Source organism: Pseudonocardia adelaidensis (assembly GCF_039543345.1).
Taxonomy (GTDB): Bacteria; Actinomycetota; Actinomycetes; order Mycobacteriales; family Pseudonocardiaceae; genus Pseudonocardia; species Pseudonocardia adelaidensis.
In genome coordinates, this window is record NZ_BAABJO010000017.1 from 84,580 (window position 1) to 109,351 (window position 24,772).

At 71.0% G+C, this 24,772-nt stretch carries 26 protein-coding genes, 1 tRNA gene, 1 other RNA gene and 1 riboswitch; of the genes, 17 read left to right on the forward strand and 11 right to left on the reverse strand.

Features of this window, described 5'->3' with window-relative positions; translation table 11 throughout:
• Nucleotides 1–24 precede the first annotated feature (24 nt).
• Together ABEA81_RS22635 and ABEA81_RS22640 are read right to left on the reverse strand one after the other, a co-directional pair.
• Entirely contained in the window at nt 25–300 is a 276-nt protein-coding gene (locus tag ABEA81_RS22635; RefSeq protein WP_345607287.1) for a GlsB/YeaQ/YmgE family stress response membrane protein, read from the reverse strand.
• A 72-nt stretch (nt 301–372) separates the two neighbouring features.
• Nucleotides 373–687, reverse strand: coding sequence for a DMT family transporter (locus tag ABEA81_RS22640; protein WP_345607288.1), 315 nt, complete (start codon nt 685–687; stop codon nt 373–375).
• 11 nt (nt 688–698) lie between these two features.
• Nucleotides 699–764, reverse strand: a riboswitch (guanidine-III (ykkC-III) riboswitch).
• Between the two features lie 419 nt (nt 765–1,183).
• On the opposite strand from ABEA81_RS22640, the gene ABEA81_RS22645 reads away from it, so the two are divergent.
• Nucleotides 1,184–2,323, forward strand: coding sequence for a sodium:calcium antiporter (locus tag ABEA81_RS22645; RefSeq protein ID WP_345607289.1), 1,140 nt, complete (start codon nt 1,184–1,186; stop codon nt 2,321–2,323).
• Between the two features lie 106 nt (nt 2,324–2,429).
• Here the strand turns inward: ABEA81_RS22645 and ABEA81_RS22650 are convergent, their stop codons facing one another.
• The 3 genes from ABEA81_RS22650 to ABEA81_RS22660 form a co-directional block, all read right to left on the reverse strand.
• A complete protein-coding gene (locus ABEA81_RS22650) occupies nt 2,430–3,002 on the reverse strand; it encodes a TMEM165/GDT1 family protein (RefSeq protein ID WP_345607290.1) in 573 nt (190 codons plus the stop codon).
• A gap of 118 nt (nt 3,003–3,120) precedes the next feature.
• The gene (locus ABEA81_RS22655; protein WP_345607292.1) at nt 3,121–3,558 is read right to left on the reverse strand and encodes an OsmC family peroxiredoxin; all 438 of its coding nucleotides are present in this window, start codon (nt 3,556–3,558) and stop codon (nt 3,121–3,123) included.
• A gap of 3 nt (nt 3,559–3,561) precedes the next feature.
• Complete coding sequence (locus tag ABEA81_RS22660; RefSeq protein ID WP_345607293.1) at nt 3,562–4,593, reverse strand: zinc-dependent alcohol dehydrogenase family protein; 1,032 nt, start codon at nt 4,591–4,593, stop codon at nt 3,562–3,564.
• Between the two features lie 79 nt (nt 4,594–4,672).
• Here ABEA81_RS22660 and ABEA81_RS22665 point away from each other — a divergent pair, with 79 nt between their 5' ends.
• The 3 genes from ABEA81_RS22665 (at nt 4,673) to infA (ending at nt 6,802) form a co-directional block, all read left to right on the forward strand.
• The gene (locus ABEA81_RS22665; protein ID WP_345607294.1) at nt 4,673–5,476 is read left to right on the forward strand and encodes a helix-turn-helix domain-containing protein; all 804 of its coding nucleotides are present in this window, start codon (nt 4,673–4,675) and stop codon (nt 5,474–5,476) included.
• Nucleotides 5,477–5,691: 215 nt separating this feature from the next.
• Nucleotides 5,692–6,465, forward strand: coding sequence for a GNAT family N-acetyltransferase (locus tag ABEA81_RS22670; protein WP_345607295.1), 774 nt, complete (start codon nt 5,692–5,694; stop codon nt 6,463–6,465).
• A 112-nt stretch (nt 6,466–6,577) separates the two neighbouring features.
• The gene (gene infA / locus ABEA81_RS22675; protein WP_345607296.1) at nt 6,578–6,802 is read left to right on the forward strand and encodes a translation initiation factor IF-1; all 225 of its coding nucleotides are present in this window, start codon (nt 6,578–6,580) and stop codon (nt 6,800–6,802) included.
• Between the two features lie 159 nt (nt 6,803–6,961).
• Here infA and ABEA81_RS22680 read toward each other — a convergent pair.
• Nucleotides 6,962–7,046, reverse strand: a tRNA-Ser gene (locus ABEA81_RS22680).
• Between the two features lie 59 nt (nt 7,047–7,105).
• Here ABEA81_RS22680 and ffs point away from each other — a divergent pair.
• Nucleotides 7,106–7,200, forward strand: an RNA gene (ffs, locus tag ABEA81_RS22685) — signal recognition particle sRNA small type.
• Between the two features lie 438 nt (nt 7,201–7,638).
• Complete coding sequence (locus tag ABEA81_RS22690) at nt 7,639–9,783, forward strand: DNA polymerase III subunit gamma and tau (RefSeq protein ID WP_345607297.1); 2,145 nt, start codon at nt 7,639–7,641, stop codon at nt 9,781–9,783.
• 35 nt (nt 9,784–9,818) lie between these two features.
• On the opposite strand, the gene ABEA81_RS22695 is transcribed toward ABEA81_RS22690, so the two are convergent.
• Nucleotides 9,819–10,589, reverse strand: coding sequence for an N-acetylmuramoyl-L-alanine amidase (locus tag ABEA81_RS22695; protein ID WP_345607298.1), 771 nt, complete (start codon nt 10,587–10,589; stop codon nt 9,819–9,821).
• 97 nt (nt 10,590–10,686) lie between these two features.
• On the opposite strand from ABEA81_RS22695, the gene ABEA81_RS22700 reads away from it, so the two are divergent.
• Nucleotides 10,687–11,034 carry a YbaB/EbfC family nucleoid-associated protein gene (locus tag ABEA81_RS22700; protein ID WP_345607299.1) on the forward strand — a complete coding sequence of 116 codons (348 nt, stop codon included), beginning with the start codon at nt 10,687–10,689 and terminating at the stop codon, nt 11,032–11,034.
• 12 nt (nt 11,035–11,046) lie between these two features.
• Nucleotides 11,047–11,667: a recombination mediator RecR gene (gene recR / locus ABEA81_RS22705; RefSeq protein ID WP_345607300.1), complete on the forward strand. Its 621-nt coding sequence runs from the start codon at nt 11,047–11,049 to the stop codon at nt 11,665–11,667.
• Between the two features lie 173 nt (nt 11,668–11,840).
• On the opposite strand, the gene ABEA81_RS22710 is transcribed toward recR, so the two are convergent.
• Nucleotides 11,841–12,071: a hypothetical protein gene (locus ABEA81_RS22710; protein ID WP_345607302.1), complete on the reverse strand. Its 231-nt coding sequence runs from the start codon at nt 12,069–12,071 to the stop codon at nt 11,841–11,843.
• 247 nt (nt 12,072–12,318) lie between these two features.
• On the opposite strand from ABEA81_RS22710, the gene ABEA81_RS22715 reads away from it, so the two are divergent.
• Nucleotides 12,319–13,182 (forward strand): helix-turn-helix domain-containing protein, encoded by an 864-nt coding sequence (locus ABEA81_RS22715; protein WP_345607303.1) that lies wholly within the window; start codon nt 12,319–12,321, stop codon nt 13,180–13,182.
• A 105-nt stretch (nt 13,183–13,287) separates the two neighbouring features.
• Entirely contained in the window at nt 13,288–13,491 is a 204-nt protein-coding gene (locus ABEA81_RS22720; protein ID WP_345607304.1) for a DUF397 domain-containing protein, read from the forward strand.
• Between the two features lie 113 nt (nt 13,492–13,604).
• Here the strand turns inward: ABEA81_RS22720 and ABEA81_RS22725 are convergent, their stop codons facing one another.
• Entirely contained in the window at nt 13,605–14,270 is a 666-nt protein-coding gene (locus ABEA81_RS22725) for a DUF6082 family protein (protein ID WP_345607305.1), read from the reverse strand.
• Nucleotides 14,271–14,776: 506 nt separating this feature from the next.
• Between ABEA81_RS22725 and ABEA81_RS22730 the strand changes: the two genes are divergently transcribed.
• Both ABEA81_RS22730 and ABEA81_RS22735 read left to right on the forward strand, forming a co-directional pair.
• Complete coding sequence (locus tag ABEA81_RS22730) at nt 14,777–15,679, forward strand: helix-turn-helix domain-containing protein (RefSeq protein ID WP_345607306.1); 903 nt, start codon at nt 14,777–14,779, stop codon at nt 15,677–15,679.
• Nucleotides 15,676–15,873, forward strand: a complete 198-nt coding sequence (locus tag ABEA81_RS22735; protein ID WP_345607307.1) for a DUF397 domain-containing protein — start codon at nt 15,676–15,678, stop codon at nt 15,871–15,873. The genes ABEA81_RS22730 and ABEA81_RS22735 overlap by 4 nt, the downstream gene beginning before the upstream one ends.
• A gap of 99 nt (nt 15,874–15,972) precedes the next feature.
• Here the strand turns inward: ABEA81_RS22735 and ABEA81_RS22740 are convergent, their stop codons facing one another.
• The gene (locus tag ABEA81_RS22740; protein WP_345607308.1) at nt 15,973–16,179 is read right to left on the reverse strand and encodes a hypothetical protein; all 207 of its coding nucleotides are present in this window, start codon (nt 16,177–16,179) and stop codon (nt 15,973–15,975) included.
• Between the two features lie 548 nt (nt 16,180–16,727).
• On the opposite strand from ABEA81_RS22740, the gene ABEA81_RS22745 reads away from it, so the two are divergent.
• The 5 genes from ABEA81_RS22745 to ABEA81_RS22765 all read left to right on the forward strand — a co-directional run bounded on the left by ABEA81_RS22745 (nt 16,728) and on the right by ABEA81_RS22765 (nt 22,608).
• Nucleotides 16,728–18,410 carry an ABC transporter substrate-binding protein gene (locus ABEA81_RS22745; protein ID WP_345607309.1) on the forward strand — a complete coding sequence of 561 codons (1,683 nt, stop codon included), beginning with the start codon at nt 16,728–16,730 and terminating at the stop codon, nt 18,408–18,410.
• Nucleotides 18,411–18,482: 72 nt separating this feature from the next.
• Nucleotides 18,483–19,487: an ABC transporter permease gene (locus tag ABEA81_RS22750; RefSeq protein WP_345607360.1), complete on the forward strand. Its 1,005-nt coding sequence runs from the start codon at nt 18,483–18,485 to the stop codon at nt 19,485–19,487.
• 30 nt (nt 19,488–19,517) lie between these two features.
• Nucleotides 19,518–20,441 carry an ABC transporter permease gene (locus ABEA81_RS22755; RefSeq protein ID WP_345607310.1) on the forward strand — a complete coding sequence of 308 codons (924 nt, stop codon included), beginning with the start codon at nt 19,518–19,520 and terminating at the stop codon, nt 20,439–20,441.
• Between the two features lie 20 nt (nt 20,442–20,461).
• Nucleotides 20,462–21,478, forward strand: a complete 1,017-nt coding sequence (locus tag ABEA81_RS22760; RefSeq protein WP_345607361.1) for an ABC transporter ATP-binding protein — start codon at nt 20,462–20,464, stop codon at nt 21,476–21,478.
• Between the two features lie 5 nt (nt 21,479–21,483).
• On the forward strand, nt 21,484–22,608 hold the full coding sequence (locus tag ABEA81_RS22765; RefSeq protein ID WP_345607311.1) for an ABC transporter ATP-binding protein: 1,125 nt from the start codon (nt 21,484–21,486) through the stop codon (nt 22,606–22,608).
• A 238-nt stretch (nt 22,609–22,846) separates the two neighbouring features.
• On the opposite strand, the gene leuA is transcribed toward ABEA81_RS22765, so the two are convergent.
• Nucleotides 22,847–24,643, reverse strand: coding sequence for a 2-isopropylmalate synthase (gene leuA / locus ABEA81_RS22770; RefSeq protein WP_345607312.1), 1,797 nt, complete (start codon nt 24,641–24,643; stop codon nt 22,847–22,849).
• Nucleotides 24,644–24,772: the final 129 nt, after the last annotated feature.

Below are 24,772 nucleotides of genomic sequence, written 5' to 3' on the forward strand. Positions count from 1 at the left end.
CGAGGACCCGAGGCGGGATGCGCGCTACCGCCTTACCGCTCGGCGGCCGTATATGCCGGCGACGATGGTGACGCCGATGGCGGCCACGACGATCTGCATGATCAGTTCGATCCAGTCGATCCCCCTGGTCTCGGCCACGCCGAACAACCCGGCGATCCAGGTGCCGATGAACGCGGCCACGATGCCGACGAGGATGGTCACCCAGATCGGGATGTCCTGCTTCCCCGGTGCCACGAGGCGGCCGAGGAATCCGATGATGGCGCCGATGATGATCGCGGTGATGATGCCCGTGACGGTCACCGTTCCTCCTGACTCCCGCGTGGGGCCGCTCTTGACGACCCGCTGCAGGCCCTGTTCCCGATCGCGCTCGATCTAATGCAGGAACTTCAGGCCGACGACGCCGCCGACGATCGCCACGAGGCACAGCAGCCGCACCGAAGTCACCGGCTCACCGAGCACCGCCATCCCGTACAGGGCGGTACCGACGGCACCGATCCCCACCCAGACGGCGTAACCGGTGCCCACCGGGATCTCGCGGAGGGCGAAGGCCAGCCCGAGCATGCTCAGCAGCAGCGCCACTCCGAAGACGATCGACGGAGCGAGCCTGCTGAAGCCCTCCGAGCGGCTCAGGGCCGCCGCCCACACCGTCTCCAGGACGCCCGACACCACGAGCACGACCCACGCCACGGCACACCTCCGGTACGTCGTCTTGTCGTGCCGGGTACGACGTCCTCGTCCGGGGGTGCCGCCGGTGCGGGCCCACCCGCAGGTTACGACGCCGCCGCGCCACGGGCCGGCGGTGGTGATCGGTCTGACCGCCTCACCAGCCCACTGACCTGCCCTTTCGGAGGGCACCGCCCGTCGACGGCACACCCGGGGGTGAACGCGTTCTTCCGCGTCCCCCGCGCGGGCCACCCCGCGCGGCGTCGAGGCTGATCGGCTGGGGTGGCGGCCGCCCACGCGCACACTGCGGCCCGGCCCCTTCCCCGGGGCGCGGGATGGACGTCGGGCCGGGCGACGGCCACAGATCCTCGAACGGTGGTCGCACAGCAGGTCGTGGATTTGCCACGCTGGGCGTTGCGGCGCCGGAGGCCCTTTCCTTCCGGCGGCGAGATGCGTCACGACCGACTGCCACAGTGGGGCGGGGCCTCGCCCGTCCGATTGCTCAAGGGGGAGCATTCGAATGACGTCCATACTCATCTTCGCCGTCGGGGCGGCGCTCTTGGTCTACAGCGCCGAGAAGCTGATCACCTACCTGGTCGGCGCAGCGCGTGGACTGGCGGTCTCGCTCTTCCTGCTGGCCATCCTGTTCACCGGGATCGAGTTCGACGACCTCGTCTTCGGGGTGGCACTCAACCTGGAGGGCCTCGAGGACGTCGCGCTCGGCGTCATCTTCGGAACGGTCATTTCCATGACCGGCCTGGTCCTCGCGGTCGCCGCCCTCGTGGCGCCCTCCCGGGTGGAGATCCCCAAGGACTACATCGCCCTGTTCGCGATCGCCCCGCTCGTGTTGATCGTGCCGGCATTGCTCGGCCAGCTGGCGGCCACCACAGCGGTCGCCTTCATCGCCCTGTTCATCCTGTTCGTCGGCTACGTGGGCTACCGCGAGTCGCGGCGGGCGATGCCGACGTTCCGGAGTACGGAAGTGCTGGAGCGCCTCGACAGCCGCGAGCTCGCCGCCGCCGGCGTCACGAAGGCCGGGGGCGGCGCAGGTGGTGGCGCCGGGGACCTCTACGAGACCGGCGAGGTGGGCGAGGCCACGCCCAAGAACCGGCCCGGGTGGGTGATGCTCCTGCTGGCGCTCCTCGCGCTGGTCGGCCTCGTCGTCGGTGCCTGGGCCATGACCGAGGGCACTTCGGGCATCCTCGAGAACTTCGCGATCAGCGGCACCGTCTTCGGGGCGACGATCGCGACGCTGGTGCTCTCGGTGGAGGACATCTTCCTGACCGCGGAGCCCGCCCGGCGGGGCGCACCCGCGATCGGGGTCGGCAACGTCATCGGCAGCGTCGTGTTCTCGGTGACGGCCAAGGTCGGCATCATCGCGCTGGCCGGCGGCGCGCTCCTGATCACCCCGGAGATCTTCACCTGGCACCTGCCCGCCCTCGTGGTGATCAACGGGTTCGCCGCGTACGCGCTGCTCACCGGGCACCTGCGGCGCTGGCACGGTGCGGCGCTGCTGGTGGGCTACATCGCCTACTGGGCGATCAGTTTCTCGGTCTTCGGGCTGGTCCCAGTCGACGACGCCCCCGGCTCCGACGACGACGGGCAGCGGCCGGGCATCGAGGCCCCGGCGGTCCCAGGAGCCCCGGCCGACGACGACTAGTGCTCCAGCCGGACTTGGTGATGACGGCGCCCGGGTATCGCGCCCACGATCAGCCGTATCGGTTCGCTACGGCTGTGGCGACAGCCGTGGACAACCGAGCGGGCGCTCAGTCGCGGAACGCCTCGACCGCGGTCACCACGGCTAGGACCACCAGGATCGCCGCTGTCGCCCGGGTCACCCAGCGCACCGGCACCACCCGTTGCAGGCGGTTGCCCCCGAACACCGCGAGCGCGGACACGGCCCACAACGCGAGGACGGCGCCGATCCCGACGGCGAGCGGGTCGTCGTACCGTGCGGCGAGGGTGGCCGTGATGATCTGTGTGGGATCGCCCAGCTCGGACAGCATGGTGACCCCGAAACTGGTGACCACGACCCGCCATGGCGTCAGCGGGTCCTTCGCGATCGCGGCGTCGTCGTCATCGTCCTCTCCGCGGAGCAGCAGCACCGCGCCGACGAGGAAGACGACCGCGAGCGCGATCTCGAGCGGTCGCTCCGGCAGCAGGGAAACGACGCTGCCTGCAGCGATCGCGATGCCCACCTGCACGAGGAAAGCGGCACAAACCCCCACGAGCACCAGGGACGCCGAGTAGCGGCTCGCCAGGACGAGCGTCACCAGCCCGCTCGTGTCAGCCACCTCGGCGAGGAAGATGATCCCGAAGGTTATGCCGATCACAGTCACGGAGAAGAGCTACTCCGTCGCCGCCGCAACCACAACCCGCGACCGCCAGCGGTGATCATGAGGTTGCTTCTCCGGATCGGCGTTCGCGGCTGCTCTCCGACCCAGGAACGCAGCTCGCTCAGGGGTGACGCCGGGCCGTGACCCTGATCTCCGCCACCCCGGTCAGGGCGCGGGAGATCGCGCAGCCCGCCTCGGCCGCCTCGGCGTGCTCCTGGAGGGCGTCCGCGTCGACGCCGTCCACGTCAACGGTGGTGTCGAGCTCGACGAGGTCGATGGTCGGCACCCCGTCGACGGGGCGCAGGCGCACCCGGGCGCTGGTGGCGACGCTGCGGGGAACGCTGCCGGCCTGCGTGAGCACGTACGTCAGCGACATCGAGAAGCAGCCGGCGTGCGCGGCGGCGAGCAGCTCCTCCGGGTTCGTGCTCCCCACGGCGTCGTCGGTGAAGCGGGAGCGGAAGCTGTAGTCCGCCTCCCAGCGCTGCGGACCGACGACCAGGCGACCGCTCCCGTCCTGCAGGTCGCCGGTCCAGGTCGCGCTTCCGGTGCGTGCGGCCATGGCTCAGTTCCTCTCGTGGTTCGGTGCGACTGTGATGACGACCTTCCCGAGGGCGGTCCCGCCGAGGTAGTGGCGGAACGCCTCGGGCGCGGCGTCGAAGGGGAAGACCCGGTCGAGGACCGGCCGGATGCGGTGGGTGGCCAGGGCCTGGACGAGCGCGACGAGCTGGGCCCGGCTGCCGACGGCGACCGGTCGGAGCGTCGCGCCCGTCGTGAAGATCGCATACGGGTCGAGGGACGCAGCCGGGCGCCCGCCGACGAAGCCGACCACGGCGATCTCGCCGCCCAGCGCGGCGGCGGCCAGCGACGACTGCAGGCTGCCCGCCACGTCGACGACGAGATCTGCCCCGCGCCCATCCGTCGCCGCGCGGACCGCGGCCGGCCAGTCCGGCGTGTCGCGGTAGTTCAGCACCACGTCCGCGCCGAGCTCCCGGAGCAGGCCCGCCCGTGCGTCGTTCCCGGTCGTGGCGATCACCCGCGCGCCCGTCGCCGCGGCCAGCTGGACCGCGAACAGCGACACGCCGCCCGTCCCGAGGGTCAGCACGGTGTCCCCGCGCCGTATCCCCCGGCCGCCGGTGAGAGCGCTCCAGGCGGTGAGACCGGCGACCGGCAGGGTGGCCGCCTCGGCATCGGTGAGGTCGAGGTCGTCCGGGAGCTCGACGAGTGCGGTGGCCGGCAGCACGATGTGCTCGGCGAGCATCCCGTCGAGCGAGCCACCGATCTGGTCGATGACGTCCAGAGAGAACTGTCCGTCCTGCCAGCGCGGGAACGGCGCGACGACGACCCGCGCCCCCACCGGGGGACCGGCGACGTCCGGTCCGGTCGCGGAGACGACGCCGACGCCCTCCGCGAGGGGGATCCCGCCGTCCCGGACCGGGAGCACGTACCGGCCTTCCAGGATCATCGCCTCCCGGTAGCCGAGCGCCGCCGCCCGTACCTCGACGAGGACCTCGCCGGGCCCGGGAACGGGGAGTTCGGAGACGTCGAGGCGGAGGCCGTCGAGGCCGGTTCCCGCGTCGAGCCGGTAGCTGCGCATGCGGCGAGCTTCGCCCGCGGCAGGTGCTGGCGCCCATTACCTCCTGGGTGCAGCCCCGCCATGGCCCTATCGTGGTGTGATGGGCGGCGCGGGTGAGGTGCTGCGGTTCTGGCGGCAGCGTCGCGGCATCAGCCAGCTGGAGCTCGCCACCGCGACCGGCGTCTCCACGAAGCACCTCAGCTTCGTGGAGAACGGACGCGCCCGTCCCAGCCGGCAGCTTCTCGTCCACCTCGCCGACGCACTGGAAATGCCCCTGCGCGAGCGGGACCGCCTGCTGCTCGCGGGCGGCTATGCACCCCCGCAGGGCGGGCCCGGCCCCCGGGACCGGGCGATGCGCCCGCTGCGGCAGGCGCTCGACACGCTGCTCGCCGCCCACGACCCGCACCCGGCGATCGTCGTCGACGCCCGCTGGGACCTCGTGGCCGCCAACACCGCCGCCGACCTGCTGTGGAACGGCGTCGATCCCGCGCTGTTGGCGCCGCCGGTCAACATGCTGCGGCTGTCCACGCACCCCGAGGGCCTACCGCGGATCTCCACCGCCACCCCGGTCTGCAGCCGGCCATTGATCACCCGCTTGCACCGGAAGGCCGAGGAGGACGCCGACGATGCGCTCCTCGACCTCGTGCTCGAGGCCGAAGGGCACCTCGCCGCGGCAGCCGGCCAGCCGCCGCCCCGGTGGACCGGCGACGGCGTCATGGCCGGCTTCGAGCTCAAGACCCGCCTCGGCGTGGTCGGCCTGCAGACCGTGATCGCCACGCTCGGTGCCCCGCTGGACGTCGGCCCGGCCGACCTGGCACTGGAGACCTTCCTGCCCGCCGACGAGGACAGCGCCGCCCTGCTCCGCGAGCTGGCGGCCACCCGGCCCCAACCCGGTTCTCGCTGATCAAGACGTTGCGGGTGGCCCGCCGGGGTCGGTGGAAAACAGGTGGGGGACCGGCGCGGGTGCGGCTACTGTGGGGCCGACCGCGACCCTGCCCGAGGAGGTGAGACCCATGAACGCAGTACGCACGTGGGTGCTCCCCTCGTCCCGGTCGGGCGGCTGATGTAGCTGTCGCCAGGAGTGCCCCTCATGACAGGCACTCCTGAGAGGCGACAAACATGGAATCTGTGCATTCCGATGCCCAGCGCGCGGTGATCACCCGGGTCGACGAGGGGCACTGGCGCGCTGTGGCGGACGACCGGGAGGTCGGTCGCGGCGACGCGTCGCGCCGGCCCGACGGGCGGATCTTCCTCAGCGTCGACGCCTGGCACGGCACAGTCTTCGACCGGCTCGCCGAGGCCATGCTGGCGGAGCTGCCGAGGCCGCTCCACACGCTGGTCGACGGGATCGACCATGACACGACCGCGCGGTGGGAACGGGCCGGGATGGCGGTCCGGCGGCGCGAGTGGCTGTACGAGGTGCCCACCGGTTCCCGCCCCGATGTGCTGCCGCCCCCGGCGGGGGTGACCCTGCTGCCGGTCGGCGCGGCCGAGGAGGGCCCGCTGCGGGAGGTGTACTCCGCAATCCGGGCCGAGATCGAGGCCACCGTCGGCTGGGCCGCGATGCCGGTCGAGGTGCCGGTCCGACCGGCCGGGGCGCCGATGGATCCGTCGCGGTACGCGGTGGCGGCCGGACCGGACCGGTACGAGGGGCTGGTCCGCGTGGTGGCGCGGCGCCGGCACGCCCGGATCGGGCTGGTCGCGGTCCGGGCCGACCGACGCCGCCGTGGGATCGGTCGCGCGCTGCTGGTCGACGTGCTCGCTGCGCTGCGCCGCGGCGGGATCGACACCGCATCCGTGGACATCGACGAGTCCGACGTGGCGGCGATGGCGCTGTTCGAGGGCGTCGGTGGCCGGCGCGTGGGCAGCGGGCTGGAGCTGGTCATCCGATGAGCGAGCTTGCGAGCGAATCATCGGCACAGCGCCTGCGCCCAGCACGCGAGCTTGCGAGCGGGCCATCGGAACAGTGCCCGGCAAAGCCGGCCGAGCGCAGCGAGGCCGTGCGATGAGCGGAGCTTCGGGAGGTATCGAGGTCGAGGGCACCGTGGTCGAGTCCCTGCCCAACGCGACCTTCAGGGTGGAGCTGGAGAACGGGCACAGGGTGCTCGCCCACATCAGCGGGAAGATCCGGAAGAACTACATCAAGATCGTCCTGCTCGACCGGGTGCTCGTGGAGATCAGCCCGTACGACCTCACGCGCGGCCGGATCCTGTTCCGGTACCGCACGTGAGCGCTCCCGCACAGGCTGTCCACAGCGTCCGGGGCCACGTCAGCCACCGCGCCTGTTGGAGGAGCTGACGGCGCTCGACCGGGACGAGGTTCGGGACCGAGCAAGAACGCCCGACGGCCGGTGCGACGCGACCGTCGGGCGTTCTCGCTGCTCGGTGAGCGGAGGATGCGGGATTCGAACCCGCGAGGGCGTGAACCCAACACGCTTTCCAAGCGTGCGCCATAGGCCTCTAGGCGAATCCTCCGCGTCGAAGCATAGCCGGGCCGCCCGCCGCCCCCGCGACCCCACTCCACTACACTCGACCCCGGACCCCGCGCGGCGTCCATCCTGTGAACTCCCCCAGGGCCGGAAGGCAGCAAGGGTCAACGGGCTCTGGCGGGTGCGCGGGGTCCCCTTCGCTCATGGGTGAGGTGTGCTCGCGTCGCGCGCTTCGCCTACCTCGCTCATCGTGTTCTCTAGGGGGCCAAGCCCCCAGACCCCCTGCCGGAGGGGCTCCGCCCCCCGGACCCCCCACCGTGGTTCCGTTGGTACGTCGACTCGCCTTCCGGGCGCTCGCACACCAACTGTGGTGCTCGCACACCAACTGCAGTTCGTGTGTCGGCGCCGACGTTGGTGTGTGACCGGGCTGGCGCGCGCCACCCGGGTGTCCGTCGGCTCGCCCCGCACGCTGACACACCAACTGGGGTGCTCGCACACCAACTGCAGTTCGTGTGTCGGCGCCGATGTTGGTGTGTGAGTGGGGATGGCCCGGTGAAACCTGCGATCAACGGCCGGCGGGGGAGCAGATGGCGTTCCCCGGCGCCCGGGCGTCGGTGGTGGTGGGTAGCCTCGCGGCCGTGGCGCTGGCTCTGTACCGCAAGTACCGCCCGGCGAAGTTCGCCGAGGTGGTCGGGCAGGAGCACGTCACCGAGCCGCTGAGCACAGCGCTGGCCTCGGGCCGCATCAACCACGCGTACCTGTTCTCCGGGCCGCGGGGATGTGGCAAGACGTCCTCGGCCCGCATCCTGGCCCGCTCCCTCAACTGCGAGCAGGGCCCCACTCCCGACCCGTGCGGCGTCTGCGCCTCCTGCGTGTCCCTCGCGCCGGGCGGTCCGGGCAACATCGACGTCACGGAGCTGGACGCGGCGTCGCACGGCGGGGTCGACGACACCCGCGAGCTGCGTGACCGCGCGTTCTTCGCGCCGGCAGAGTCGCGGTACCGGGTGTTCATCGTCGACGAGGCCCACATGATCACCACGCAGGGTTTCAACGCCCTGCTCAAGATCGTCGAGGAGCCGCCGGAGCACCTCGTGTTCGTGTTCGCCACCACCGAACCGGACAAGGTGCTGCCCACCATCCGCTCCCGCACCCACCACTACCCGTTCCGGCTCATCCCGCCGGGCACGCTGCGGAAGCTGCTGGAGCGGATCTGCGCGGAGGAGGGGGCGGTCGTGGCGCCGCCGGTCTACCCGCTCGTGCTGCGCGCGGGCGGCGGGTCGGCGCGCGACACCCTCTCGGTGCTCGACCAGCTGCTCGCCGGGGCGGGGCCCGAGGGCGTCACGTACGAGCGTGCCGTCGCGCTGCTCGGCGTCACCGACGTCGCCCTGATCGACGACATGGTCGACGCGCTCGCCGCGGGCGACCGCGCCGCGGTGTTCGAGGCCGTCGACCGGCTCGTCGAGGCGGGCCACGACCCCCGCCGGTTCGCCGCCGACCTGCTGCAGCGGCTGCGCGACCTCGTGCTGCTGCAGTCGGTGCCGGAGGCCGCGGAGCGCGGGCTGGTCGAGGCGGCGGACGACGAGATCGCCCGCATGGCCGAGCAGGCCGGCAAGATCGGCGCGGCCACGCTCACGCGGTACGGCGAGATCGTCCACACCGGGCTCACCGAGATGCGCGGCGCCACCGCGCCGCGCCTGCTGCTGGAGCTCCTCTGCGCACGGATGCTGCTGCCGGCGGCCACCGTCGCCGAGTCGGGGCTCCTGGAACGGCTCGAACGGCTGGAGCGGCGCAGCGCCATCGCATCGGCGCCGCCCGGCCCTGGCGAGGAGGGCGCCGTCGACGGGCGCCGCACCTTCCGCAGGCCGAGCGAGGCCACGGTGGAGCGTCCCGACGCCGGCGCCGGACCGGACGCGCAGCCCTCCGCCCCCGTGACGGCATCCCGGACGGACGCCGCCCAGCCCCCAGCCGCCCAGCCGCCAGCCGCCCAGCCGCCAGCCGCCCGGCCCTCGGTTGTCCAGCCCCCGGTCGCCCAGCCCCCGGTCGCCCAGCCCCCGGCTGCCCAGTCGCGCCCCGAGCCGCCGGCCGGCCCGCCCCCCGCCGCCGCATCTCCCCAGGTCCAACCGCCCGAGCCCAAGCCGCTCGAGCCCCAGCGGCCCGCTTCGCCCCCGCAGCCACCGCAGCCCACCGAGGCCGCTGCGGCGGATCGCGGAGCCGCGCTGGACGCCGCAGCCGTCCGCCGCGTGTGGTCGGAGGTGCTCGCCGCGGCCCGGTCGCAGAGCCGCAGCATCGAGGCGATGTTGGTCAACGCCACCGTTCGGGCCGTACAGGGCGACACACTCGTGCTCGGCATCGGCGCTCCCTCGCTGGCCCGCCGGCTCTCCGAACCGCGCAACGCCGACATCGTCTGCGCCGCGTTGCACTCGGTGCTCGGGGTGCGCTGGCAGGTGCGCTGCGAGTCCGGCGACGCCCCGGCCGCCGCCCCGCCGGCGGGCGGTCGTGGCGGCGCTCCACGGCGCTCCGAGCCGCCGTCGCGACCACAGCAGGCACCCCAGCAGACGCGCACCCACCGGCCGCCACCGGCGCGCCGGTCATCCGCTCCCGATGACGGTGTGCCGCTGCCCCCGGAGCCACCGGACGACGACGTCCCTCCGGACGACGACGAGGAGGCCATGCTCGCCGAGGCGGCCGTCCCGGTGAGCGACTCCGAGCGCCGCGACCCCGAGGAAGCCGCGATCGAGCTGCTCACCACGCAGCTGGGGGCCCGGGCGATCGAACGGCCATAGAGCGCGGTCCCGGGGCGATCGGCCGAGCCGGTGCCTCACCCCTTCAGGCCGAGGAAGGCCAGCACGCCACTCGCGATCGCGCCCGCGTAGCGGTCGCGGCCCTCGGGGGAGGACACCACGGCGGCCTCGGCCGGGTTGCGCATGTTCGCGCACTCCACGAGCGCCGTCGGCCGGGTGGCGTGGTTCAGCCCGGCGAGATCGGCGCGCGCCGAGAGCCCGTCGCGGCCGATGTAGTCGGAGTCCGCGAAGCCGCCCGACCGCATCGCGTCACGCAGGGCGGTGGCGAGCTCTCGCGCAGGCCCGGCCTGCACGGGGTTCAGCGGCGGGTCGGAGTAGGCCACGTGGAATCCCGCCGCGCCGCGAGCGGCGCCGTCGGCGTGGATGGAGACCACCGCCGCGGCGCCGGCCGCCTCACCGGCGCGGCCGCGCTCGTCCACGCACGGGCCGACCCCGTGGTCGTCCGCGCGCGTCAGCACGACCTGGACGCCCGCGGCTTCCAGCCTCGTCGTCACCCGCTCGGCGACGTCGAACGCGAAGGCGTGCTCCGGGTACCCGGCGTCGGTGGAGGTGCCGGCGGTGTTGCACGCCTTCTCGCCGCTGCGGCCGTCGGGCACCAGCCTGCGGGCCGCGGCCGGCTCGGCGCCGTTGCGGCCGTTGTGGCCGGGGTCGAGCACCACGACGGGCGGGGGCGGAGCCGGCGGCGCTACCACCGCGGCCCCGTGCGCGGCCCCGGCGACCGCGTCGGAGCACCCGCTGATGGCCAGGAGCGCCGCGGTGACGGGCGCGATCCAGCGCGAGCTGCTCACGGGGGTCAGCCTGCCAGCCTCCCGGATCGCTGATGGCCTAGCCTGGCTGTGGAGCCGGCGGTGCCGGCGCAGGGCACGATGTGCGAGGAGATCGCTGGTGCAACCGGGTCAGCCCGATATGCAGATGATCCTGCAGCAGGCGCAGAAGATGCAGCAGCAGCTGATGGCCGCGCAGGCCGAGTTGGCGTCCGCGGAGGTGGTCGGCCAGGCGGGCAACGGGTTGGTGCAGGTCACCACCACGGGCGCGGGTGAGGTGCGTTCCGTGCGGATCGACCCGCAGGTGGTGGACCCCGAGGACGTCGAGACGCTGCAGGACCTCGTCGTCGGCGCCCTGCAGGACGCCGCTCGAGCCGCCCAGGAGCTGCAGGCCGAGAAGATGGGCCCCCTCGCAGGTGGCCTCGGTGGTGCCGCGGGTGGCCTCGGCCTGCCCGGCCTCGACGCGTAGCGCTGCCCTGCCGTGTTCGAGGGGCCGGTCCAGGACCTGATCGACGAGCTCGGCCGGCTGCCGGGCGTGGGGCCGAAGAGCGCCCAGCGGATGGCGTTCCACTTGCTCGCCGCCGATCCCGCCGACGTCGGGCGGCTCCAGGACGTCCTGCAGAAGGTGAAGGAAGGGGTCCGGTTCTGCGAGGTGTGCGGCAACGTCTCCGAGCGGGAGCGGTGCCGCTACTGCGCCGACGCACGGCGCGACCCCACAGTGGTGTGCGTCGTCGAGGAGCCCAAGGACGTGCTGGCCGTGGAGCGCACCCGCGAGTTCAAGGGGCGTTACCACGTGCTCGGCGGCGCGCTGGACCCGTTGGCCGGGGTGGGCCCCGACGCGCTGAGGATCCGGGAGCTACTCGCCCGGCTCGGCGGCACCGGGCCCGCGGCGGACGAGACCGAGATCGCCGAGGTGATCATCGCGACGGACCCGAACACCGAGGGTGAGGCGACCGCCACCTACCTCGTGCGGCTCCTGCGCGACTTTCCCGGTCTCACGGTCACGCGGCTCGCGTCCGGCCTCCCGATGGGCGGCGACCTCGAGTTCGCCGACGAGCTGACCCTCGGCCGCGCGCTGTCCGGGCGACGTGCCCTGAGCTGAGGGCCGCACCTAGTGTCCCGAGTCGGAAGTTCGGTGCGTATATCGGCGGATCCAGGTACTCGCTGAGTGCGCCGGCGCGCCGGCCTCGTACCGGGCGTACTCGGCCGGTTCGCCGGTGCGCTCAGCGTGGAGCTGGGCCGTCGAGCTACGTGGTGGACTTTCGACTCGGGACACTAGAGCGGGTCGTGCAGCTTGCCCCGCTCCCGGAGCATCCGGCAGGCCGGGCACCCCTCCGACTCGGCGGCCCTGATCAGCTCCCGCTCCCACTCGCCGAGCTCTCGGCGATGGCGGGCGATCCGGTTCCACGCTTCCCGCTGCGCTCGCGCGTCCGCGTTGCCGATCAGCACGGCCAGCAGGACCAGGGCGAGGACTCCTCCGACGGCGATGAACGCGATCCCGGTCATCGGTGCCTCCTCGGGCGGTGACCTACTGCGAGTGTGCGGCGCTCTCAGTCGTCATGCAAGTGCACAGCGCGATTGCTCACAGAATGTGCACAAAGCGTCTCGTGTTCTGCATGACAGTGATGGCCATCGCGAGACACCAGGAGTACTCTCATTCGTCACGCACACCCGCTGGTCAACGGCGGGCGCGCCGGCGTCCACGCTCTGGGCGTCCTGCACCGGATCAGGTCTGACCCGAAGGGGTACCGGCATGGCCACCAGCCCTGTCCTGTCCCGTCGAACCCTCGGCACCGAGCTCCGGCGCCTGCGGGAGGCGGCCGGGGTGGCGGTCAGCCGAGCCGCGGAGGAGCTCGACTGTTCGGTCTCCAAGATCAGTCGCATCGAGACGGGGCTCTCCACCCCTCGGCGTCCGGAGATCGACACCCTCCTGCGCCTGTACGAGGCCCCGAGTGCGCGCGAGGAGCTGGTGCAGCTGGCGGGGGAGGGCAAGCAGGCCGCGTGGTACGACTCGTACGGCGATCTGCTCGCGCCCGGGTCGACCCTGCACCGGTTCATCGGCCTCGAGGCCGGCGCGTCCAGGCTCCGCCAGTTCTCCTCGGGGGCTGTTCCGGGTCTCCTGCAGACCGAGCGCTACGCCCGGGCCATCGTCACGGCGTCCCAGCCCACGGTCCCCGGCCGGGCGCTGGAGACGATGATCCGGATGCGCCTGGAGCGCAAGAGCGTCCTGCAGCGGGAGCCGGATCCCCTGCGGGTCGCGGCGCTCGTCGACGAGTCCGTGCTGCGCCGCCCCGCTCACGGGCCGGGCGTGATGCGTGAGCAGGTCCAGTACCTGGCCGACATCGTCGAGGAGGGCTCGTCCTCGATCGAGCTGCGGGTGCTTCCGTTCTCCATCGGGCTGCACGGGCTGCTCGGCGGCGGGTTCCAGATCCTGTCGTTCGACCACGGCGAGAGCGACGTCATCTTCTTCGAAGGTCAGGACGGGGGCGGCCTCCAGGAGAAGGCCGACATCGTGCAGACCCATTCCGACCGCCTCGAAACGGCCTGGAAGCAGGCCCTCGAGGGCCACGAGCTGTTGAGGTTCCTGCGGGAGGTCGCCGACACCTACGACGAGTAGGCATCCGCTCGCCACTCCTCGCCCGCCGGCCCCGATGTCGGTGAGCCGGTGGATCACGTGCTACCGCTGTACGATCACCCGATCGTGCAGCGGAGGGGTGGACCGTTGAGTGGTGCGGGGCGCGAGCTCGAGTTCGTGGGGCGGGAATTCTGTGCCGTCGGTGATTGCCTCGAGGCCGCGCGTCTCCCCGACGGCCGCGTCGCGCTGCGTAGCACCCTCACCCCCGAAGCGCCGCACTGGCTGGTCACGGCGGGTGAATGGGCCCAGTTCCTCCGGACGGTGAAGGACGGGGGCTTCGACCGCGTCTGACGGCCCCTTGGCTTCGGAGCGTCTCAGGCGGCCTTCGGCGGCCCGGTGCTCTGACTGGGATCAAACCCGTACGTACTGGGGGAGAGCCGTGCTGGCGCGGCCAAGAGGCAGCATCAGGATGGATGTTGCTCGTGGCCCTCCCCGGCGGATTCCGGGGCCGACGGGGCTTCAGGGGTCTCCTCCAGGGCGGCGAGGACTTGTTCCCAGCACTCGTCTGCGATCTGCGCGAACCGCCGGAATTCGGCCCGCCAGCCCTTGACCGCGTAAGCTTGGCGGACGTCGCGCCACGCATTTCTGACATCCTCGCTCGCGAAGGCTCGACGTAGGACAAGGCGAAGCTCATCTTCCGGAAAGACGCCCAATCCGAAAGATGTCTGGTAGTAGGAGAACACGCTGGCGAAGTACGCTCGCATCTCAATCTCGTCAACCGACGCCCATGGTGTAAATCCCCAGATGGCGAGATACCTCTCTTTTCCGTTTGCTGAATTCAATAGCTCTTGCCGCATCGTTCGCATGCTCTGGAATTGCATCACCTTCGTTTGATGGGACTGGAGTCGAATCGATATGACCAATGCGATCAGGGCTCCACCGGACAGTAGCGCTGATGCTATGCTGAGGGCCTGTCCGACGTTGCTCAGGCGAGCCCAGTCAACCGGACTGTAGAGATCTGCCAGTACGAGCAGTAGTGTAGATGCGGGAATCAGCGCCAGGCCGCAGACAGTTGTGATTGCCGTCCATCCAATTCTTCCATCAAATCGGCGCGTCACGTCGTCATCCATTCGGCTGCTGGCCTATGAAGCTACCGCAAAATGTAGATATGCGGTCGCCGCGAGTATTGCACGTTCGCGCAGCCTTGTACAGGCCGCAAGTGGGGCTCCGCAGTAGCGTTCGCCGCGACGGTGATGCACGTGAATTTACTAGTCCGGCGGTGCATCTGCCACAAGTTTCGACTCGAGTGGTCGCGGTGCCGAACTGTGCATGCTCGGACCGATGCGGTCCCTATTGAAGCCGCTTTGACTAACCTCTAGATGTCTGAACCGTCGACCCGAAGCTATGCGAGGCAGTGGGTCGCGCCGCAGCATGCCGAGGTGGTCTTGAGCGTCTCGCCGGCCCAGTCGGTGCGCTCACCTGCCGTGCCGCTCGCGGGTGGACGCCAGCTCTTCGTCCCGAACCGCGGCACAGGATCGAGCCGCCATGGCGAGCCGACTCGGGCCGGCCCGCGCGTTCCGATATGCTCAGCCGAGCTCGTGCAATTGCACCAGGCAGTTTAACGACTGGCGGTCACATGCCCACTGCCCAAGGTCCTGCGGGGCCGCGACGGCGCCTAGGGGCTGAGCTGCGCCAGCTGCGCCGACGAGTCGACCTCCAGCTGATCGAGGTTGCCCGCGAGCTGGACTGCTCCGCGTCGAAGATCAGCCGTCTGGAGAACGGCAAGGGCATCCCTCGTATGCCTGATGTCGTCGCCCTGATGCGCCTGTACGGCGTCACCGATGAGGAGCAGCGGGTGCGGCTGACGCAACTGGTGCAGGAGAGTCGCGAGCAGGGCTGGTGGGAACGCTACACCGATGGCGTGCACGCTGAGCGCTTCTTCGCAATGAACGCCCCCGCCCGTTACACGGCACTGGAAACTGAAGCGGTTCGGGTGCGGTCATTCGAGGTTGCTTGGGTGCACGGGCTGCTGCAAGCCCCTGAGTACGCCCGAGCAGTGCTCGAGGTGCTGCTCACAGAGCGCACGGGGACGGAGGTTGACCGCCTCGTCGAACTGCGCCTGCGCCGCCAAGAGGCACTCACGGAGCGGAACCCACCCCTTCACCTCGAGGTTGTGCTGGACGAGTCCGTGCTGAGTCGGGTGGTCGGCTCACCTGAGGTGATGGCGACGCAGATGCGTTACCTGCGGGAGCGCTCAGAGTTGCCCAATGTCACCGTTCGGGTGCTTCCGTTCGCGGTCGGGTTACACCGCGCACACGCTGGTCCGTTTCAGATCCTGGAGTTCCCCGACCAGGCAGGCGCTGACGTCGTGTTCATCGAAGGGCCGGCGGGGGACACCTACGAACACCAGTCCGATGTGGACCTGTATAAAGACGTCCTCGCGGATGTGGCGGATCGGGCGCTTGACCCGGGCGCCTCGCGGGAGATCGTCCATCGATACGAGGTCCAGCACGCTCCCCCCGGAGGAAGACCGAGATGACCCAGCACGTGGCGGCCGAGTACAGGATCAGCAGCTTCTGCTCCGGAGCAGACTGCATTGAGGTCGGGATGCTGCAGGAAGGTGTCGTGGCGGTGCGCGACACCAAGGACCGCAGCCGTCAGCTCACGTTCAGCGCGCGGGAATGGGCGGCGTTCGTGGCCGAGATCAAGCGGGGGGCGTTCGGCGGGCGCTAGCCGGGAACCGGCGAACGACCCTGATCGGCCGGGGCCGCCGCCCGTCGACGGGGCGGCCCCGGCGGCCGGCCGCGCGATCACTCCCCGGGATCGCGCCGCCTAGTCGTCGTCCCACGACTCGTTGTCGTCGGTATGAGGACCGGCGTACTGGTCGAGGCCGTGCAGCTGTGGCTGCTTGGCCTCCCATTGCGCACGCCGCTCCGCCGCGATCTGTCGCCACGTGGGTGCCTGAGCGGCCTCCACGATGCCGACCACGATCGCGACCAGGGCGAGAAGTCCGAGGCCTGCGACGATCAGAGTGATCATGGCGACGACCCGTTCAGGTCGGCGATGCCGGCGCCGGTGTGCTTCCCCAGTGACATCAGTGGGCTCCTTCCCGTGTGCTGCTCTCGCCGGCGGTGTGCCGGACGGCGATGGGTCCCGATGGCTCCGGGACGGGGGCGGTTCCTGGTTCGCAGGAGCTCCGCGATGAGTGCAGAACGGCGGAGGCGGGTACCGGAGTGTTCACCACGGTCGCGGCCTCCTCTCGGGATGACCCGGCTTGCTCCCTCGGCGTCGGGGAAGGTCGGCCGGATACTTAGATTGCCGTACGCAAGGTCGTCCTGCAATTGCAAGGCTTGCCCTCTGTGGACATTCACTCGACTGCACCAGTCGCCCGGTCCTCCTCGTAGGGCAGCGCCACCGGCGGAAGGACGCCGGGTGACCGGCACTACCGCGTGCTCGAACCCGCTCGGACCACGCCCGGCGTCATCCGATCGTTAGAGGCCGTAGCGGAACCGTGACTCGATGACCTACCGATCGGTATTCGATCGCACTAGTTTCCAGCGGGTCTCCTACGAAGAGGTGTTGCCCGCATGAGATCAGCTGCCAGACGATTCGCGGCCGCGTGCGCGGCCGGCGCGCTCGCCGTCACCCTCGCCGCGTGCGCCGAGTCCCAGCGCGACACCGGCACCGAGCAGGGTGGATCCGGCGGCACCGGCGGCACGATGGTGTTCGGAGCGGCCGGTGCGCCGCGCAGCTTCGACCCGCTGTTCGCCCAGGACGGGGAGACGTTCCGGGTGTCGCGGCAGATCTACGACACGCTGATCACGTACAAGCAGGGCACCTCGGAGCTCACGCCAGGCCTGGCCACCAAGTGGGAGCCCAGCCCGGACGGCAAGGAGTGGACCTTCACCCTCCGCGAGGGCGTGAAGTTCCACGACGGCACGGACTTCAACGCCGAGGCGGTGTGTTTCAACTTCAACCGGTGGTTCAACCTGTCCACCGCAGCGGCCCAGAGCCAGGCGATCTACTACTACGAGCTGTTCGGCGGGTACTCGAACAACCTCACCAAGGACACCACCGACCCCGTCTACAACTCCTGCCAGGCACCGAACCCGACCACCGCCGTCGTCAAGCTGAACCGGGCCAAGGGCGCGTTCCCCGCGGCGTTCGGGCTCACCTCGCTGTCGATCTCCAGCCCGGCCGCGCTCCAGCAGTACAACGGGGACGAGGTCACGCAGAGCGGTGAGTCGTTCTCCTACAGCGCGTACGCCATGGAGCACCCCACCGGCACCGGCCCGTTCAAGTTCGAGAGCTACGACCGGACCAACCAGACCATCACGCTGGTGCGCAACGACCAGTACTGGGGCGAGAAGGCCAAGCTCGACAAGTTGATCTTCCGCGTGATCCCGGACGAGAACGCCCGCAAGCAGGAGCTGCAGGCCGGCACGATCGACGGCTTCGACTACCCGTCGGCCGCCGACTGGCCCGCCCTGAAGAACGCGGGCTTCCAGGTGCTCGTCCGGCCGGTGTTCAACATCCTGTACCTCGGCATCAACAAGAAGAACAACCCGGCGTTGCGCGACATCCGGGTGCGCCAGGCGATCGCGTACGCGCTCGACCGCGAGTCGCTGGTGCGCAACCAGATGCCCGAGGGCGCGGTCGTGGCCACCCAGTTCGTCCCGGACACCGTGAACGGCTACAACCCGGACATCCAGCCGATCCCGCACGACCCCGAGCGGGCGAAGGCGTTGCTCGCGGAGGCGGGCGTGCCGAACCTGACGCTCAACTTCTACTACCCGACCGAGGTCAGCCGGCCGTACATGCCCAACCCCACCAACATCTTCACGGCACTCGCGGAGAACCTGCGGCAGGTCGGGATCACCGTCAACCCGGTCGCGAAGCCGTGGAACGGTGGGTACCTCGACGACGTGCAGGTCAACGGTGTGCAGGACCTGCACCTGCTCGGATGGACGGGCGACTACAACGACCCCGGCAACTTCGTCGAGGGCTTCTTCGGCTCGCCGGGCCCGGAGTTCGGGCTCACCGATGCCGAGGACGGCGCGATCATCAACAGCATCCGGAAGGCCGACGAGACGGTCGGCGACGAGGCGCACGCCGCCGCGTGGCGGGAGACCAACCGCCTCGTCATGGAGCAGCTGCCCGCCGTGCCGCTCTCCAGCTCGCCGCCGGCGATCGTGGTGAGGAAGGGCGTGAACGGTCTCATCCCGTCGCCCCTCACCGATGAGCGGTTCCTCACGGTCAGCGTCGACTGAGAGGGGCTCCGAGTGGCACCGCCCGGCCGGGCGGTGCCACGCTCGGCGCCCTGGCTGGATCGAGGGGGGATGATGCTGCGCTTCGTGGTGCGCCGGCTGCTGCAGGTGATCCCGACGCTCCTGCTGCTGTCGATCGTGGTCTTCGCGTGGTTGCGATCGCTCCCCGGGGGACCCGCGACGGCGTTCCTCGGCGACCGCGCGACCCCCGAGAACATCGCCGAGCTGAGTCGTCTGATGGGCCTCGACCAGCCGATCTGGGTGCAGTACGGCCGGTTCCTCGGCCGGGTCGTGACGGGCGACTTCGGAACGTCGTCGATCACCGGTCAGCCGGTCATCGACGAGATCGGCCGCGCCCTGCCGGCCACGATCGAGCTCTCGGTCGCCGCACTGGTGATCGCCGTCGGACTCGGGATCCCGCTGGGCTACATCGCCGCCCGCTACCGCGGGCGGCCGCTCGACGTGTTCACGGTGATCGGCACGCTCGTCGGCGTGGCCGTGCCGGTGTTCTTCCTCGGCTACGTGCTGAAGGACGTGTTCGCCGTCGACCTCGGCTGGTTCCCGCCGTCGGGCCGGCAGTCGGTGGCCGTCGACGCCACCAAGGTCACCGGCTTCGCCGTGCTCGACGGGATCCTCACGCGCGAGTTCGACGCCAGCCTCGACGCACTGCGCCACCTCGTGCTGCCGTCGCTCGCGCTGGCCACCATCCCGCTCGCGGTGATCGTGCGGATCACCCGGGCGTCCGTGCTCGACGTGCTCGGCTCCGACTTCGTCCGGACGGCGAACTCGAAGGGGCTCGCGCCGGGCACCGTCCGCGGCCGGCACGTGCTGCGCAACGCGCTGCTGCCGGTCTCCACCACGATCGGGCTGCAGGTTGGGCTCTTGCTCGCCGGGGCGGTGCTCACCGAGCGCGTGTTCGTCTGGGGCGGCGTCGGCACGCTGCTCGCCGATGCGATCACGCTGCGGGACTACCCGCGACTGCAGGCCGTGCTGCTGCTCGGCGCGCTGATCTACGTGCTGGTGAACCTGCTCGTCGACCTGTCCTACGCGGTCATCGATCCCCGGGTTCGGCTGTCGTGATCGAGAGCGGGCTATGAGCGAGGACGGGCTATGACGACCACGTGGCTCGAACGCCGCCGCAGCCGTATCGACGACATCGCGGGCGGCCGCAGCCTCGGTGCCGAGGCATTCCGGCGGCTCCGCCGCGAGCCGGCCGCGATCATCGGGGCGATCATCATCGGCGTCTTCGTCGTGGTGGCCGCCTTCGCGCCCCTGATCGCGCCGCACAGCGCTACCGAGGCGTTCCCGCAGCTGCAGGAGAACCTCAGGCCGGGCTCGATCCCAGGACCGCAGGAGGGCTTTCCGCTCGGCAGCGACCAGCTCGGGCGCGACTTCTACTCCCGGATGATCCTCGCCTCGCAGCAGACGCTGCTCGTCGGCGTGCTGGCCACGCTCATCGGGCTCGTCTTCGGCATCGTGATCGGCACGGTGGCCGGTGCGTTCGGCGGCTGGGCGGACACCCTGCTCATGCGGGTCACGGACGTGCTGCTGGCGATCCCGAGCCTGCTGCTCGCGATCTCGGTGGCGGCGCTGGCGGCGAGCCCGTCGCAGAGCACCGTGATCATCGCGGTCTCGATCGTGAGCGTGCCGATCTTCGCGCGCCTGTTGCGCGGGTCGATGCTCGCCCAGCGCCACAGCGACCACGTCGTGGCGGCCACCGCACTGGGCGTCAGACGGCCCGCCGTTGTGCTGCGGCACATGCTGCCGAACGCGATCGGCCCGGTGATCGTGCAGGCCACGCTCACGCTCGCCACCGCGATCCTGGACGCGGCGGCGCTGTCGTTCCTCGGCCTCGGCGACGCCGACCCCGGACGCGCCGAGTGGGGGCTCATGCTCGCCCAGGCCCAGACCTACCTCGACGTGCGGCCCGCGCTCGCGATCTACCCGGCGCTCGCGATCATCATGGTCGCGCTGGGGTTCACGCTGCTCGGTGAGTCGCTGCGCGAGGCGATCGACCCGAAGGGGCGCCGATGACGGCCGCGCACAGCAGCGAGATGGCCGCAGCCGACGGCGGTGGCGTGCGCTCCGGCGCCGAGCCGCTGCTCTCGGTCCGCGACCTGCGCGTCGCGTTCCAGCGCAAGGGTGAGCCCGAGACCGTCGCCGTCGACGGGGTCAGCTTCGACGTCGCCCCCGGGCAGGTCGTGGGCCTGGTCGGGGAGTCCGGCTGCGGCAAGTCGGTGACGTCGATGGCGATCATGCGGCTGCTCCCGGACCGCGGGGTGCGCGTGAGCGGCAGCGTGCTGATGGACGGCACGGACCTGTTGGCGCTGTCCGACGCACAGATGCGCGAGCGGCGTGGCCGGGACCTGTCGATGGTCTTCCAGGACCCGCTCACGTCGCTGAACCCGGTGATCCCGGTGGGGCTGCAGATCACCGAGGTGCTGCGGCGCCACCGCGGGATGAACAAGGAGGCGGCGCGGAGGGCGGCGGTGGAGCTCCTCGACCGGGTGGGCATCCCGGATCCGCGGCGGCGGCTCGACTCCTACCCCCACCAGCTCTCCGGGGGCATGCGCCAGCGGGCGCTCATCGCGATCGCGCTGGCGTGCAGCCCCCGGCTGCTCATCGCGGACGAGCCGACCACCGCGCTCGACGTCACGATCCAGGCGCAGATCCTCGAGCTGCTGCGCGAGCTGGTGCGCGAGACCGGGGCGGCCCTGATCATGATCACCCACGACCTGGGCGTGGTCGCGGGGCTGTGCGAGACCGTGAACGTGCTGTACGCGGGCCGGATCGTGGAGCGGGCCCAACGCCACCGCCTGTTCGGCACGCCGCGTCACCCGTACACCCACGGCCTGCTGCGATCGATCCCGCGGCTGGACAGCCCGCAGGGGGAGGAGCTGCCGGCGATCCGCGGCTCGGTGGTGGACAACGTGCCCTGGGACCACGCGTGCGCGTTCGCGCCACGTTGCCCCCGGTCGCTGGAGCGCTGCGTCGAGGTCACACCGGTCGGCGAGACGTCCGGCGGGCGGCTGCTGCGCTGCCACAACCCGGTGCCGGCGAGCGCGGAGTGAGCGACATGGCGGAATCTTCGAACGGCCTCCTGCTGGACGTACGCGACCTCGCCGTGCACTTCCCGATCAAGCGGGGCCTGGTGCTCGACCGCACCGTCGGCCACGTGTACGCGGTGGACGGGGTCTCCCTGCAGATCCGCCGCGGGGAGACGTACGGGCTCGTCGGTGAGTCCGGCTGCGGCAAGTCGACGCTCGGCCGGGCGATCCTGCGCCTCGTGGACCTGACGGCCGGCACGGTCGAGTTCGACGGGGTCGACGTCGCACAGCTCAGCGGCGAGCGACTGCGCACCATGCGCCGGCGGTTCCAGATGGTGTTCCAGGACCCGATGTCGAGCCTCGACCCTCGCCAGTCGGTGGAGTCGATGCTGGTCGAGGGGATCAAGGCGCATGGGCTGTCCCGCGGTCCGGAGGCCGACTCCGCCCGGCTGCGGGAGCTCGTCGACTCCGTGGGGCTGCCGGCCGCCGCGCTGCGCCGGTACCCGCACGAGTTCTCCGGCGGGCAGCGCCAGCGCCTCGGCATCGCCCGCGCCCTGTCCGTCGAGCCGGACCTGATCGTGGCCGACGAGCCGGTGTCGGCGCTGGACGTCTCGGTGCAGGCCCAGGTGCTGAACCTGCTCGGCAGGCTGCAGGCCGAGCTCGGGCTGACCTACCTCGTGATCGCCCACGACCTCGCGGTGGTCCGGCACGTCAGCGACCGGGTCGGCGTCATGTACCTCGGCGGCATCGTCGAGGAGGCGACGTCGCAGGCGCTCTACGACGACCCCCAGCACCCGTACACGAAGGCGCTGCTGTCGGCGATCCCGGTGCCCGACCCCGAGCTGGAGGACCAGCGGGAGCGCATCCTGCTCACCGGTGACCTGCCGTCGCCGGCGGCCCCGCCGCCCGGTTGCCGGTTCCACACCCGTTGCCCGTGGCGGCAGCCGACGCGCTGCGACTCCGAGCGGCCCGAGCTCCGGGTGATCCAGGGTGCGCCGGCCGGCCACCGGGTGGCCTGCCACTGGGCCGAGGAGATCCGCAGCGGCGCGCTGCAGCCACACCAGGTGGAGCCGCCCGTGGCGGTCGATGACGTGCTCGGGCCCGGCGCTGTGCCCGAGCACCCCGGATCCGTCACGGAGATCCTGGGGCGCTAGATCGAAGAACCCGTGAGTGGTTACGAGTGCTGGTCCAAGTGCTGGAGCACTCGTAACCACTCACGGGTCGGTCCTGGGCCGGCGCGGGGGATCGATCTCGCCAAGCCGCTGCAACCCCGCGATCGGCGGGTCCGGCACCCACCGCAGGGTCGCGAGTCCTCGACCGAGGGGGATCGCCCCTCGGGAAGGAGTGGTTCCCGCGGCTACCTGTGGGCAGCAGCGCGGGCGAGGCGAGTGATCAGCGCATCGCGCGGTTGACCGCCGAGACCACGGCCTTGAGGCTCGCGCTCACGATCGAGCCGTTGATGCCCACGCCCCAGAGCACGGTGTCCTCCACCGCGCACTCGACGTAGGCGGCGGCCCGGGCGTCGTCGCCCGCGGACATGGCGTGCTCGTGGTAGTCGAGCACCCGCACGTCGAAGCCGATGCCGGCCAGCGCGTCGACGAACGCGGCGATCGGGCCGTTGCCGCTGCCGGTGATCTCGTGCAGGTCGTTCTCGACGCGGACCGTCGCGGTGATCTCGTCGTTGCCCTCGCCGTCGCTGGTGATCCGGTGGCGGATCAGCTTGAGCGGGGTGACGCGGTCGAGGTACTCCGAGTCGAAGGCGTCCCGCATCTCCTTGGGCGAGATCTCGCCGCCCTCGCTGTCGGTGACCTCCTGGATCACCCGCGAGAACTCCATCTGCAGGCGCCGCGGCAGGTCCAGCTGGTGCTCTGCCTTCATGATGTAGGCGACCCCGCCCTTGCCGGACTGCGAGTTCACCCGGATCACGGCTTCGTAGGTGCGCCCGATGTCCTTCGGGTCGACCGGCAGGTAGGGCACCTCCCAGCGGAAGTCCTCGATCTCGACGCCGGCCTCGGCCGCGTCGGCCTGCATGGCCTGGAAGCCCTTGTTGATCGCGTCCTGGTGGCTGCCGGAGAACGCGGTGTAGACCAGGTCGCCACCCCAGGGGTGGCGCTCGTGCACCGGCAGCTGGTTGCAGTACTCGACGGTGCGGCGGACCTCGTCGATGTCCGAGAAGTCGATCTGCGGGTCGATCCCCTGGGTGAACAGGTTCATCCCCAGGGTCACCAGGTCGACGTTGCCGGTGCGCTCACCGTTGCCGAACAGGCACCCCTCGATGCGGTCGGCGCCCGCCTGGAAGCCCAGCTCGGCGGCGGCCACACCGGTGCCGCGGTCGTTGTGCGGGTGCAGCGACAGCACCACGGCGTCGCGGCGGGCGAGGTGGCGGTGCATCCACTCGATCGAGTCGGCGTAGACGTTCGGGGTGGCCATCTCGACGGTCGCCGGCAGGTTGACGATCATCGGCGACTCCGGCGTCGGCTGCCAGATCGCGCTCACCGCGTTGCAGACGTCCACGGCGTACTCGAGCTCGGTGCCGGTGTACGACTCCGGGGAGTACTCGAAGCGCCAGTCGGTGGCGGGGTACTTCTCGGAGAACCGCAGCACGTCCTCCGCGCCGTCGGTGGCGATCTTCGAGATGCCCTGGCGGTCGGACCGGAACACGACGCGGCGTTGCAGGATCGACGTCGAGTTGTAGAGGTGGACGATCGCGCGCGGCGCGCCCTCGCAGGCCTCGTAGGTGCGCTCGATCAGCTCCGGGCGGGCCTGCGTCAGCACCTGGATCGTGACGTCGTCGGGGATCAGGTCCTGCTCGATGATCTCCCGGACGAAGTCGAAGTCGGTCTGGCTCGCGGCGGGGAAGCCGACCTCGATCTCCTTGTAGCCCATCCGCACCAGCAGGTCGAACATGCGGCGCTTCCGGGCCGGGCTCATCGGGTCGATCAGCGCCTGGTTGCCGTCGCGCAGGTCGACGGCGCACCACAGCGGCGCCCTGGTGATCCGCTTCTCCGGCCACGTGCGGTCGGGCAGCGATACCGGCTCCACCAGTTCGTGGAAGGGCCGGTAGCGGTGGACCGGCATCTGCGAGCCGCGCTGCGGATTCCAGGCGGGCTGATCATCCGGAACCGGGCGATCGGGCGTGCGCAGCCGGCTGGCGGACGACGACGTGTAAGCGTCGGGGGACGTGGTCATCGGGGGTGCTCCTGTGGGTGTGGGCCGATCTTCCAGGACCGGCGCACGCCACGACCCGCGACGAGGGGCCGGTCGGTCAGACCCCGCCGCGGCGGCGAAGGAGCAGGCGTGCCACGTCCACGAGACTAG